Here is a 12,061-nt window from a genome sequence, read left to right as displayed (position 1 = left end):
GCGGGCCGGGCGTCAGCCGTGCGTCGTGATCACCGGTACTCCCCCGGGAGTACGGCGCTCCCGCGCGCGGGCGGTGCCCCCGGGACCCGCGAAGGGGCCGGACGCGGCGAAGGTCACGGCGGCGAAGCGCTCGCCGATGCGGCGGTGGGCGGCGGCGTCCGGGTGGAGACCGTCGGGCAGCGGGAGGTCGGCGTGGTCCGCCTCGCCGTACAGCTCGCGCCCGTCCAGGACGTGCAGGTGCGGGTCGTGGGCCGCGCGCTGCGCCACGATCCGGGCCAGCTCCTCACGGATGGCGCCCAGGGTGAGTTTGCCGGCCGCGCGCTCCGCCGGATCGCCCGTGGCGCGGAAGCGCAGCCGGCCACCGGCGAGCGCGGCGGGGTCGAACGCCGCGGGACCCGGTGTGTCCTCGTGGATGGGGCACAGCAGGGGGGAGACGACCAGCAGCGGAGTGGTGGGGTGGCCGTCGCGGAGGGTGTCGAGGAAGCCGTGGACGGCGGGCCCGAACGCACGGAGGCGCATCAGGTCGGTGTTGACCAGGTTGACGCCGATCTTGACGCTGATCAGGTCGGCGGGGGTGTCCCGCATCGTCCGGGCGGTGAACGGGTCGAGCAGGGCGCCGCCGCCGAAGCCCAGGTTGACCAGCTCCACGCCGCCGAGGGAGGCGGCGAGCGCGGGCCAGGTCGTGGTGGGGCTCGCGGCGTCGGAGCCCTGGCTGATGGAGCTGCCGTGGTGCAGCCACACCCTGCGCCCCCGGTCGGCCGGAGGCTCGACCGGGGCGTCGGTGCGCAGGGCGATGAGCTCCGTGGTCTCGTTGTGCGGCAGCCAGATCTCGACGTCCTTGGCGTGGCCGGGCAGACCGGTGAAGCGGAGGGTGCCGGGCGGGCCCGGCCGGTGCTCCGCGGTACCGGTGGCCATGTCCATGGTCACGGTGTCGCCGCCGGTGATCCCGCCCTGCCCGGCGAGCCGGCCGTCGACGAGCAGGTCGTAGACGCCGTCGGGGCGGGACGGGAGGCCCGGGTAGACCCGTTTGGTGGGCCGGGCGTCCAGCTCGACGACGGTGGCCCGGGTCCGGAAGGCCAGTCGTACGCCCGAGGGCTGGGCCTCGGCCATGGCCAGTCGGCCGTCGGCGCACTGGGCGCGGGCCCGGGCGGGGAGCCGGTGCGGCAGCACACCGTGCGCGGTGCGCTCGACCTCGACGGCGCCGCGCAGGAGGTCCGCGGTGACGGGGGTGGTGATCCGCTGGTCGGTGGGGTGCATGGCGTCGGCCTGTCGGTAGGGGGTGGGGGGCGGTTCACGGGGCGGTGGGAGGCCGGGTGGTCCGGCACGGGCCGGCGGTCCGGACGGTCGCGGTGCCGGCGCCGCCGGGCGGGTCACACGGCGGGCCGGTTCCGCAGCAGGGCGTCGAGGGCGTCCGGAGTCCACGGCGCTGCCGAGCGGCCGTACCGCTTTCCGGTACGTCGGGGCCCGGCGGCGCCGGGGGTCACGCGGGCTTCGTCACGGCGGTGAACTCGACGGCCACGTCGTAGAGACCCGGGTTCGGCGTGATCGGCGCCGGCGCGTCCTCACGGGCGGCGCGGGTGCGCTCCTGGAACTCGGTGTCCGCGGTCGCGGCCTCCCAGGCCTCCCGGCTCTCCCAGTGGGAGACGTTGACGAGCTGGAACCTCGCCCCGGCCGAACGGGCCCGGTGCAGGCGGGAGTCGAGGAAGCCGGGCTTGGCGCTCATGAGGGCGGCGCGCCGCTCCCACTGGGCGACGAAGGCGTCGACCTGGTCGGCGTCGATCTCGAAGACGTTGATGAAGGTGACGGAGGAGCCGGGGGTGGCGTCGGAGGTGCGGTCTGCGGTCATGGTGGCCTCCAGGAGGGGCCGCCGCGCGCCGGACGGTCACCGGCCCGGGCAGGCCGGTGGCCCGTAACTCACCGGTCGGCACGACGAGTTGAACACGGTCACCCCACCCTAACCACGCGGCCTTGCCCGGCCGTGGCGGGGGCTGCCCGCCTCCCGCCGTCACGCGGCTCGCGCGCCCGGTCCCGCCGAGGAAGTCGAGCACCAGAGGGGTGGCGGTGCCGGCGAACTCCTCGAAGTAGGCGTGCCGCGCCCCCGGCAGGAGGTGCAGCCGGGCGCCCGGGATGCGGCCGGCGAGCAGGGGGGCGTTGGCCGCCGGGTTGAACGTGTCGTCGGTGCCGTGGACGACGAGGGTCGGCGCGGCGATGCGGGGCAGGGCGTCCCAGGCGTCGTGGCGGGCGCTGGCCCGCAGGTGGCGGCGGCGGGCGTGGGCGGGCATCGCCGGGTCGCCGAGCGTGTGGAACGTACGGCCCGGGTGGGCGTCCAGCCAGGCGGGCGTGTACATCAGCTCCAGCAGGGCGCGGCGGGCCGCGTCGGCATCCGGCTGGGTGAGGGCCCGGCGCACCTCCGGGCCGCGCTCGACGCCGTGCGGGGCGCCGGCGGACGTCACCGGGGCCCGGGCCGGCGGGCCCGCCGCCCGTGGGCGGCGGGCAGCGGGTCTACAGCCGGCGGTCCAGGGCGTCCAGGGCGCGGCGGGCGAGGGACGAGCCGCGGACGAGCCCTCCCAGGGTGGTGACGCCCCGGGTGATGTCGGCGAACGCCCGCCACGCGGGCCGGAAGCCGGTGATCGTCGCGTGCAGGAGGCCCGGCCGCTTCTCGAACATGGCGAGCATCCGCCGCCCGACCGCCATCTCCACGCCCAGGCCCGCCTTGATGGCGAACGCGTAGTTCAGCGCCTGGCGCCGGGCGTCCACGGCGTCGCCCGCCTCGGCGATCCGTACCGCCCACTCCCCCGCCAGCCGCCCGGACCTCAGCGCGAAGGAGATGCCCTCGCGGGTCCACGGCTCCAGCAGCCCGGCCGCGTCGCCGCAGACCAGCACCCGCCCGCGGGACAGCGGCGAGTCGTCGCTGCGGCACCGCGTCAGGTGCCCCGACGAGATGGCGGGCTCGAACCCGGCCAGCCCCAGCCGGGCGATGAAGTCCTCCAGGTACCGCTTGGTGGCCGACCCCTCACCGCGCGCCGAGATGACGCCCACGGTCAGCGTGTCGCCCTTGGGGAACACCCAGCCGTAGCTGCCGGGCATCGGCCCCCAGTCGATGAGCACCCGCCCCGCCCAGTCCTCCGCGACCGTGGCCGGAACCGGGATCTCCGCCTCCAGGCCGAGGTCGACCTGGTCCGTCTTCACCCCGACGTGCGCCCCTATCCGGCTGGCACTGCCGTCCGCGCCCACGACCGCCCGGGCGAGCACGACCTCGCCGTCGGCCAGCACCACGGCGACCGTGCGCCGGTCCGGTACCGCCGTGCCGTGCTGCTCGACGCGCGACACGGTCGCGCCCGTGCGCAGCTCGGCGCCCGCCTTCTGCGCCTGCTCGACCAGCCCCGCGTCGAACTCGGGCCGGTTGACCAGCCCGAACAGCATCCGCTTCGAGCGCCGCGTCCGGGCGAACCGGCCGTTCAGCGAGAAGGTGACCGCGTGCACCCGGTCCTGCAACGGCAGTTCGAACCCCGGCGGCAGGGCGTCGCGCGACGGGCCGATGATGCCCCCGCCGCACGTCTTGTAGCGCGGCAGGTCCGCCTTCTCCAGCAGCAGCACCCTGCGGCCCGCGACGGCCGCCGCGTACGCCGCGGACGCTCCCGCCGGTCCCGCGCCGACCACGACGACATCCCACACCGGCGCGGAGTTCTCGTTACCGGCGTCTGCGTTCTCGCTGCTCACGATGTGCTTCTGCTCCTGATCCCGACCCATGGCCCATGCTTGTGATCGCATCCTACGGCGCGGGCCGTCCGGGGCCCCTGTGGGAGGATCGGACGCGCGTTCGCCGTACATCGACACGCAACGCCCGACCCGCCGTCGCACCCACCAGGAGCGTGCCCATGACCGCCCAGCCGACCCGGCCGATCGCACCGATCGCCGAGACCGTCGCCTCCCTGATGCCCCGCGCCAAGGCGGAGCTGACGGAACTGGTGGCCTTCCAGTCGGTGGCGGACCCGGCCCAGTTCCCGCCGAGCGAGTGCCGCGCGGCCGCGGCCTGGGTGGCCGACGCGCTGCGGGCGGAGGACTTCCAGGACGTGTCGGTGATCGACACCCCGGACGGCTCGCAGGCGGTGTACGGCTACCTGCCCGGCCCCGAGGGCGCGCCGACGGTCCTGTTGTACGCGCACTACGACGTGCAGCCCCCGCTGGACCCGGCCGGCTGGGACACTCCGCCGTTCGAGCTGACCGAGCGGGAGGACGGCCGCTGGTACGGGCGCGGCGCCGCCGACTGCAAGGGCGGGTTCATCATGCACCTGCTCGCGCTGCGCGCCCTCAAGGCGAACGGCGGGGTACCGGTCGGCGTCAAGGTCATCGCCGAGGGGTCGGAGGAGCAGGGCACCGGCGGCCTGGAGCGGTACGCGGAGGCGCACCCCGAGCTGCTGGCGGCGGACGCGATCGTGATCGGCGACGCCGGGAACTTCCGGGCGGGCCTGCCGACCGTGACAGCGACGCTGCGCGGGATGACGATGGTGCGCGTCACGGTGGACACCCTCCAGGGCAACCTGCACTCGGGGCTGTTCGGCGGGGCGGCGCCGGACGCGCTGGCGGCGCTGATCCGCGTACTGGACTCGCTGCGCGCCGAGGACGGCTCCACCACCGTGGACGGGCTGGCGGCCGACGGCGCGTGGCAGGGCCTCCAGTACCCGGAGAAGGACTTCCGCAAGGACGCCAAGGTGCTCGACGGGGTCGGGCTCATCGGTCACGGTGCGGTCGGCGACCGGCTGTGGGCGCGCCCGGCTGTCACCGTCATGGGCATCGACTGCCCGCCGGTCGTCGGCGCCACCCCGTCCGTGCATGCCACCGCGCGGGCGCAGGTGAGCCTGCGCGTGCCACCGGGCCAGGACGCGGCGGAGGCGACGAAGCTGCTGACCGCCCACCTGGAGGCGCACACCCCGTGGGGCGCGCGGGTGACGGTGGAGCAGGTGGGGCAGGGCCAGCCCTTCCGGGCGGACGTCACGAGCCCGGCGTACACCTCGATGGCCGAGGCGCTGGGGGCGGCCTACCCGGGCCAGGAGATGCAGATCGCCGGCATGGGCGGGTCGATCCCGCTCTGCAACACGCTGGCGGCGCTGTACCCGGACAGCGAGATCCTGCTGATCGGGCTGAGTGAGCCCGAGGCGCAGATCCACGCGGTGAACGAGAGCGTGTCGCCGGACGAACTGGAGCGCATGTCGGTCGCGGAGGCGCTGTTCCTGGTGAACTACGCGGCCGCCGGGCGGGGCTGAGCGGGAGCGCGGGCCGACCGGGACCGGGGCGTTCGGCCGGCGGCCGGATCCGCTGGCGGCGGATCCGCCCTCGGCGGATCTGCCGACGGCAGAGCGGACGGCCCCGGGCGGCCGCGGGTGCCTACGCTCGCCGCATGATCGTTAACGTGGACGTCCTCGAGGTACGGCCCCGGCTGCTCATGCTGCGCTTCCCCGTGGGGCAGGCGTACGTGTGGGTGGACGGGGACGACGACCTGACGCTGATCGACGCCGGCTGGGCCGGCACGGCACCCCTCATCGCGGCGGCGCTACGGAGCCGGGGCCTGGTCCCCGAGGGCCTGCGCCGGATCGTGCTCACCCATGGCCACGGGGATCACGTGGGCGCGGCGGAGGAACTGGCTTCGCGGTACGGCGCCGAGGTGCTGGCGCACGCCCTGGACGCCCCGGTCGTCCGGGGCGAGGCGCCGGTCCCCGACCCCGTACTCCTCGACTGGGAGGTGCCGCTGTACGAGCACGGGCTGACCGTCCCGGTCGCGCCGCCCACCCGGGTGGACCGGGAGGTCGAGGACGGGGACGGGCTCGGGTTCGGCGACGGGGCGGTGGCGGTCCACACACCGGGCCACACGGACGGTTCGATGGCGGTGCACCTGCCCCGGCACGGCGTGCTGTTCACGGGCGACACGGTCGCGTCGGTGGGCCGGGTGACGCTGGGCGTGTTCCATGTGGACCGGGAGCGCGCCAAGGCGTCGGTGCGGCGGCTGGCCGGCCTGGCACCGGACACCCTCTGCTGCGGGCACGGGGACCCGGTGACCGGCGGGGCGGCGGCGGAACTGGCCGCGGCGGCGGCCCGGGACGCCGCCGCCGGCACCGTACGCCCGTAGCGTCACCCGCCGGCGCCCCGGGCGGCCGGAGGCGACCGAGCGCCGGCCACCCCCGGCGTCCCGGTGTGCCGGCCGAGCGCGCCGGAAGCCCGGCGCGTCAGCCGACCGGGACACCCGCCTCCAGGTTCAGCACCGTGCCGCGTTCGCGGGCGCGCAGGGCCCAGCGAAGCCGTTCGAAGCGGTTCGGGGGGAGCATCCCGGAGGCCTCGCCCTCGGTGACGAACCGCCAGCCGCGCAGTTCGGCGCCCGGCAGCAGCACCCGTCCGGCCTGGGCGGCGGTGAGCCGGCCGCCGTCGAAGAGGAGGCGGAGGCCGCCGTAGCCGGGCGGTTGTGGGGGCTCCCAGTCGACGAGCAGCAGTCTGGGCACGGCGTCCAGGTGGAGCCCGATCTCCTCGGCGACCTCCCGCATCCCGGCGCGGGCGGGCGGTTCGCCGCGTTCGACCACGCCTCCGGGGAATTCCCAGCCCGGCTTGTAGGTGGGGTCGACGAGGAGCACCCGGTCCTGCTCGTCGAAGAGGAGGACGCCGGCGGCGAGGGTCTCACCGGTCGGCTCCGGCGTCTGCACGATCCCGCACGCGGGCGCCGCGCCCGTGCGGATCGCGTCGGCGACGGTCCGCGCGGTCTCGGCGGGGGTGAGGCGGCTGTTGTCGACGGCGTGGGCGTCGGCGGCCAGCCAGCCGCCGAGCGCCGCCCGGTAGGGCTCGATGTGGTCGTACGCCCACTGCCGGACCCGCTCGTCGCCCTCGGGGTCGTCGTCGAACTCCACGCGACCGGCGATACGGCTGCGCAGTATCGTTTCGTCCGGTGTCAGCAGCACATGGTGCACGGCGATGCGACGGGCGGCGAGCCCGCCGAAGATCTCGTCGCGGTACTCCTGGCGCAGCAGCGTCATCGGCACCACCAGGACGCCGCCGACCTCGGCGAGCATCGCGGCCGCCGCGTCCACGACCATGCGCCGCCACATCGGCAGGTCCTGATAGTCGGTCACCTCGGCGAGCCTCTTCTGCGGCAGCAGGTGGCGCAGCGCCCCGCCGACGATCTCGGGGTCGTAGACGGTGCTGTTCGGGATCAGATCGATCAGTTCGCGCGCGGCACTGGTCTTGCCGGCGCTGAACGCACCGTTGATCCAGACGATCACGGTTCCCCCTCCTCCGTAGCCCCCAGTGGCTTGCCCGCAACACCCTGCCACGGAAACCCGCGAGGGCACGCGGGTGTCCGGCCGGGGACGGAACTGTGGCCGGGCTGTTGCGCTTCCGTCGCCGACGACGGGGCATACGGAACGTCTCACTGTATGAAGACATACCCGCACAGGCCGTAACGGCCCGGCAGGGGGTGTCGTTGGAGCAGGTGATGGACAGGGGGTGTGCGATGGCACGCATGGTGTTGGAGAGGTTCCCGGCGGGAGGCCCCCGGGGTTCGTGGCCGGCCGAGGAGTTCGCCCGGGCCCGCCGGGACGAGGGCCTGGCGGCGGAGGTCGTGATGGACATCGACGCGGACGCGTTCCTGGTGGTCGTCCCGCAGCCGCGCGGCATGGACCTCCGCGCCGATCACCGCTCGGGGCACCGCACCCCGGCCGCCGCCCACTGACCCGGCGGGCCGGGTCGCCGCCGGGCGGGGCGCCCGGCCGGTGACGCCGGTCCTTCCCGGGCGGAACCCCCGGGCGGTGACGCCGGTTCCCTCAGGGCGCGGCGTCGGACGGTGATCCGGTCCGTCCCTCATGGACGCGGCGCGGCGCCCCGTCGTAGCGGGCCCGGCGCCCGCCGGGTTCAGGCGGGGAGGCCGGCGGCCGGCGCGGGGCGGGCGGGGGTCACGGCGGCGGCCGCGCCGAGGAGACCGGCGTCGCCACCGGTGAGCGCCGGGGCGACCGTCAGGCGCCGGACGAAGGACAACGTGGCGTAGTCCCGCAGGGCCCGCCGCAGCGGGGCGAACAGGACGTCGCCCGCGCCCGCGACGCCCCCGCCGATCACCGCGATGTCGATCTCGACCAGCGTCGCCGTGGCCGCGATCCCGGCCGCGAGCGCCCGCGCGGCGCGCTCGAAGGACGCGGTGGCGACGGGGTCCCCGGCGCGGGCCGACGCGGCCACCGCGGCGGCCGTGGTGTCACCGTCCGGGCCGGGCCGCCAGCCGTTCTCCAGGGCCCGGCGGGCGATGTTGGGCCCGCTGGCGATCCGCTCCACGCAGCCGCGCGCCCCGCAGGGGCAGGGGTCACCGTCCAGATCGACACTGATGTGACCGATGTGACCGGCGTTGCCGGTGGGTCCCGGATGCAGACGGCCGTCCAGGACGAGCCCGCCGCCGACGCCCGTGGAGACCACCATGCACAGCGCGTTGTCGTGCCCACGGGCGGCACCCTGCCAGTGCTCGGCGGCGGTCATCGCCACACCGTCGCCGACCAGAGCCACGGGCAGACCGCCGACCGCCCGGCGCACCCGCTCCACCAAGGGGAACTCGCGCCACCCGGGCACGTTGACGGGGCTGACCGTACCGGCCGAGGCGTCCACCGGTCCCGCGCTGCCGATCCCCACGGCCGTGACGCCCGGCCACAGCGGCGACGCCGAGAGCTCGGCGAGGACCGCCTCGACGGCACCCATCACCGTCTCGGCGCCCTCCCGCGCCGGGGTGGGCCGCCGCACCCGCAGGCGCATGCCGCCGCCACCGTCCACCAGGGCGCCGGCGATCTTGGTGCCGCCGATGTCCAGCGCGGCGACGAGGTCGGAATGCATCGGTGTCGGATCCCCCGGTGAGAGCGTGAGCATGCGCACGGGCGCCAAAGCGGCGCGGCGCGGACGCGCGGGGCGCGACCGGCGCGGCCGGCGGACGTGCGCGGGGCGCCGTTCGAGAACGGTTCAGGAACGACCACCTAGTCTCCCCCGCGATGACAACGTTGTCCAGGGCCTATGCTCGACGCCACAGCCTTGCACACCCACCCGCACCACGGACGACGAACGACAGGACAGCGCACCGTGCCCGAGACCGCCCGCCGCCCCGCCCACCGCTACGGCAACCGGCCCACCATGAAGGACGTGGCCGCCCGCGCGGGCGTCGGGCTCAAGACCGTGTCCCGCGTGGTCAACGGCGAGGCGGGAGTCACGCCCGACACCGAGCGCCGGGTCCAGGAGGCCATCGAGGCGCTCGGCTTCCGCCGCAACGACAGCGCGCGGGTGCTGCGCAAGGGGCGCACCGCCTCCATCGGGCTGGTCCTGGAGGACCTCGCCGACCCGTTCTACGGGCCGCTCAGCCGGGCCGTGGAGGAGGTCGCCCGGGCGCACGGGGCGCTGCTCATCAACGGCTCCAGCGCCGAGGACCCGGACCGGGAGCAGGAGCTGGCGCTCGCGCTGTGCGCCCGTCGGGTCGACGGGCTGATCGTCATCCCGGCCGGTTCGGACCACCGTTACCTGGAGCCGGAGATGCGGGCGGGCATCGCGACGGTGTTCGTGGACCGGCCGGCCGGGCGGATCGACGCGGACGTGGTGCTGTCCGACAGCTTCGGCGGCGCCCGCGCCGGAGTGGAACACCTGATCGCGCACGGGCACCGCAGGATCGGGTTCATCGGTGACCGGCCGCGCATCCACACCGCCGTCGAGCGGCTGCGTGGTTACCGCGCGGCGATGGAGGACGCGGGCCTGGTGGTGGACGAGGCCTGGGTGTCGCTGGGCCCGACCGATCCGGAGCGGGTACGGGCGGCCACGGCCGCGATGCTCGCGGGCCCCGACCCGGTGACGGCCGTCTTCGCCGGAAACAACCGGGTGACGGTGACCGCCGTGCGGGAGCTGGCCGGGCGCGAGCGGCCGGTGGCGTTCGTCGGCTTCGACGACATCGAGCTCGCCGACCTGCTGGGCATCACGGTGATCGCCCAGGACGCCGCCGCGCTGGGGCGCACGGCGGCGGAGCGCCTGTTCCGGCGGCTGGACGGAGCGGACGACGCCCCGGCGCGCACCGTCCTGGACACGGTGCTCATCCCGCGCGGCTCGGGCGAGATCCCGCCCGCGTAGGAGACGGCCTCGCGACGGGCCCCCGCCCGGCCCGCACCGGCCCGCACCGGCCGGAACCGGGCGATGACCTCGCGGCGCCGGGCACGGCATCGCGACGCGCCCGGGTGAGGCCCGGCGGGTGGCCGGGTCAGCAGAGGGGCAGGCCCGGTACCGGCTGGTCGTTGGCGCCGCCCTTGATGTAGACGTCGCTGATGTACACGCCGGTGTTGCCGCTGTCGTCGTCCGTCCTGGCCCACCACACGTTGGTCCACTCCCCCGAGGTCTCACGGCGGCCCAGGTCGCTCTGGCAGTAGAAGTAGTTGGTGCCGGCGTTGAGGACGCCGGCCTCGCCGCCGTCGGCCCGGTAGGACGTGGCGGTGCGCCACACCTGGCAGTCGTACTTGCCGCCGCCGATGGAGTGGCACGCCGGGGCGGGCTCCCCGCCGCCGCCGGTGGTCGTCGTGGACCCGCCGTCGCCGGCGGTGCCACCGGTGGAGCCCGGTCGCGAACCGGTGCCCGTACCCGAGCCGGCCCCCGTCGTTCCCGCCGCGGAGCCGGTCGAACCGCCCGCGTCGGCAGCGTCCTTGCCGCCGCCCGTGGCCGCGCCGGTGCCGGAGGCGGGCGTCCCGTGCGTCGGCGTGGCGGACGTCGCGGCCGCCGGCGCGGAGGCGGCGGGACCGGCGCCGGGCGTGCCGCCGCTCGCGGCGGGGCCGGCACCGGGGTCGAGCGCGCGGCCCGGGTCCGGGCTGCCGGAGCCGTCGGCCCGCCCGCCGGCCGGCTCCCGGCCGGCCGCCACGGCCGGCTCCTCGTCGCCCATGAAGGCGTACGACACGCCTCCTCCGGCGAGCAGCACGGCGGCCGTCGCCGCCGCGACGAGCAGCTTCCCGCGGCCTCCGCGCTCCCGCTCCCGGGGAGTCACCGCGGCCGTCGGGACCGTAGCAGGCGCCCCCGGCGGAGGGACGGGAGACTCCTGGGGTGCCACGGTCGCCGGTCCGAAGCCCTGGGGCCGGTGGGGCAGGACGGTGCGCTCGGTGGGGACGTACACCGGAGCGGGCGACCCTTCGCCGGCCGTCCCGGCGTCACGGCCCTCCGCGACCGCCGCCAGCAGCCCGGCCGCGGTCGCCGCGTCCGGCCGCCGGGCCGGATCCTTGTGCATCAGCAGCCCCAGTACGGGGCCGAGGGCGCCCGCCCGGCGGGGTTCGGGCAGCGGCTCGCTCACGATCGCGGTGAGCGTGGACCACGTCGACGTACGCCGGAAGGGCGAGGCGCCCTCGACCGCCGCGTAGAGCGTGGCGCCCAGCGCCCAGACGTCGGACGCGGGGCCCGGCTGGTGGCCCTGGGCGCGCTCCGGGGCGAGGTAGTCGAGCGAGCCGACGATCTCGCCGCTGCGGGTCAGGTGCGTGGTGGAGCCGTCACCGGGGTCGTCCATGGCGGCGATGCCGAAGTCGGTGAGGACCACCCGGCCCCCGCGGTCCAGCAGGACGTTGCCGGGCTTGACGTCGCGGTGGAGCACGCCGACCGCGTGCGCGGCGTCGAGCGCCTCCAGCACCTTGGCGCCGATCGCGGCGGCCTCGCGCGGGTCCATGACGCCGCGCTCGGCGAGGACGTCGTCGAGGGACGGCCCGTCCACGAACTCCATGACGATGACCGGCCGGCCCATGTGGTCGGCGACGTCGTGGACGGAGATGACCCCGGGGTGGCGGACCCGCGCCGCGGCCCGGGCCTCGCGCTGCATCCGCAGCCGCAGATCGGCCAGCTCGTGGCCGGAGGAGTCCGTGAACGTACGGAGCTCCTTGACGGCCACCTCGCGGCCGAGGACCTCGTCGACGGCGCGCCAGACGACGCCCATGCCACCGCGCCCGAGCTGCCGGACCACCCGGTAGCGCCCGGCGATCAGTTCGTTCTCCCCCGAAGACACCGCTGCCCCGTTCCCTGTGTCGTGTTCCCGTCCGAACGCGTACAGGGT

At 76.0% G+C, this 12,061-nt stretch carries 10 protein-coding genes and 1 pseudogene; 4 read left to right on the top strand and 7 right to left on the bottom strand.

What is annotated here, in order from left to right:
• Positions 1–12: 12 nt before the first annotated feature.
• From ACF068_RS08835 to ACF068_RS08820, 4 genes and pseudogenes are all read right to left on the bottom strand, one after another.
• On the bottom strand, positions 13–1,257 hold the full coding sequence (locus tag ACF068_RS08835) for a GDSL-type esterase/lipase family protein (protein ID WP_392273469.1): 1,245 nt from the start codon (positions 1,255–1,257) through the stop codon (positions 13–15).
• Between the two features lie 223 nt (positions 1,258–1,480).
• Positions 1,481–1,846, bottom strand: a complete 366-nt coding sequence (locus tag ACF068_RS08830) for an antibiotic biosynthesis monooxygenase family protein (protein ID WP_392273468.1) — start codon at positions 1,844–1,846, stop codon at positions 1,481–1,483.
• A gap of 187 nt (positions 1,847–2,033) precedes the next feature.
• Positions 2,034–2,450: pseudogene (locus ACF068_RS08825) on the bottom strand (alpha/beta fold hydrolase); the annotation flags it as partial.
• A gap of 52 nt (positions 2,451–2,502) precedes the next feature.
• Positions 2,503–3,720, bottom strand: coding sequence for a geranylgeranyl reductase family protein (locus ACF068_RS08820; RefSeq protein ID WP_392273467.1), 1,218 nt, complete (start codon positions 3,718–3,720; stop codon positions 2,503–2,505).
• A 158-nt stretch (positions 3,721–3,878) separates the two neighbouring features.
• Between ACF068_RS08820 and ACF068_RS08815 the strand changes: the two genes are divergently transcribed.
• Positions 3,879–5,264 carry a dipeptidase gene (locus ACF068_RS08815; protein WP_392273466.1) on the top strand — a complete coding sequence of 462 codons (1,386 nt, stop codon included), beginning with the start codon at positions 3,879–3,881 and terminating at the stop codon, positions 5,262–5,264.
• 134 nt (positions 5,265–5,398) lie between these two features.
• The gene (locus ACF068_RS08810) at positions 5,399–6,124 is read left to right on the top strand and encodes an MBL fold metallo-hydrolase (RefSeq protein ID WP_392273465.1); all 726 of its coding nucleotides are present in this window, start codon (positions 5,399–5,401) and stop codon (positions 6,122–6,124) included.
• A gap of 97 nt (positions 6,125–6,221) precedes the next feature.
• Here ACF068_RS08810 and ACF068_RS08805 read toward each other — a convergent pair whose 3' ends face one another.
• The gene (locus tag ACF068_RS08805) at positions 6,222–7,262 is read right to left on the bottom strand and encodes an NUDIX domain-containing protein (RefSeq protein ID WP_392273464.1); all 1,041 of its coding nucleotides are present in this window, start codon (positions 7,260–7,262) and stop codon (positions 6,222–6,224) included.
• A gap of 230 nt (positions 7,263–7,492) precedes the next feature.
• Here ACF068_RS08805 and ACF068_RS08800 point away from each other — a divergent pair, with 230 nt between their 5' ends.
• Positions 7,493–7,711 carry a hypothetical protein gene (locus ACF068_RS08800; protein WP_392273463.1) on the top strand — a complete coding sequence of 73 codons (219 nt, stop codon included), beginning with the start codon at positions 7,493–7,495 and terminating at the stop codon, positions 7,709–7,711.
• Between the two features lie 179 nt (positions 7,712–7,890).
• On the opposite strand, the gene ACF068_RS08795 is transcribed toward ACF068_RS08800, so the two are convergent.
• Complete coding sequence (locus ACF068_RS08795) at positions 7,891–8,847, bottom strand: ROK family protein (RefSeq protein ID WP_392273462.1); 957 nt, start codon at positions 8,845–8,847, stop codon at positions 7,891–7,893.
• Positions 8,848–9,087: 240 nt separating this feature from the next.
• Here ACF068_RS08795 and ACF068_RS08790 point away from each other — a divergent pair, with 240 nt between their 5' ends.
• On the top strand, positions 9,088–10,116 hold the full coding sequence (locus ACF068_RS08790) for a LacI family DNA-binding transcriptional regulator (RefSeq protein WP_392273461.1): 1,029 nt from the start codon (positions 9,088–9,090) through the stop codon (positions 10,114–10,116).
• Positions 10,117–10,243: 127 nt separating this feature from the next.
• Here the strand turns inward: ACF068_RS08790 and ACF068_RS08785 are convergent, their stop codons facing one another.
• On the bottom strand, positions 10,244–12,013 hold the full coding sequence (locus tag ACF068_RS08785; protein ID WP_392273460.1) for a protein kinase: 1,770 nt from the start codon (positions 12,011–12,013) through the stop codon (positions 10,244–10,246).
• Positions 12,014–12,061 lie beyond the last annotated feature (48 nt).

The sequence above is a fragment of the Streptomyces sp. NPDC016309 genome (assembly GCF_043077235.1).
Classification (GTDB): Bacteria; Actinomycetota; Actinomycetes; order Streptomycetales; family Streptomycetaceae; genus Streptomyces.
Note: the sequence above shows the minus strand (reverse complement) of the source record. Positions and strands in the feature narration are given on the sequence as shown.

Coding starts and splice junctions, on each gene's coding strand:
- ACF068_RS08830 (WP_392273468.1), bottom strand. CDS start 1,846: ATGACCGCAGACCGCACCTCCGACGCCACCCCCGGCTCCTCCGTCACC.
- ACF068_RS08835 (WP_392273469.1), bottom strand. CDS start 1,257: ATGCACCCCACCGACCAGCGGATCACCACCCCCGTCACCGCGGACCTC.
- ACF068_RS08795 (WP_392273462.1), bottom strand. CDS start 8,847: ATGCATTCCGACCTCGTCGCCGCGCTGGACATCGGCGGCACCAAGATC.
- ACF068_RS08815 (WP_392273466.1), top strand. CDS start 3,879: ATGACCGCCCAGCCGACCCGGCCGATCGCACCGATCGCCGAGACCGTC.
- ACF068_RS08810 (WP_392273465.1), top strand. CDS start 5,399: ATGATCGTTAACGTGGACGTCCTCGAGGTACGGCCCCGGCTGCTCATG.
- ACF068_RS08800 (WP_392273463.1), top strand. CDS start 7,493: ATGGCACGCATGGTGTTGGAGAGGTTCCCGGCGGGAGGCCCCCGGGGT.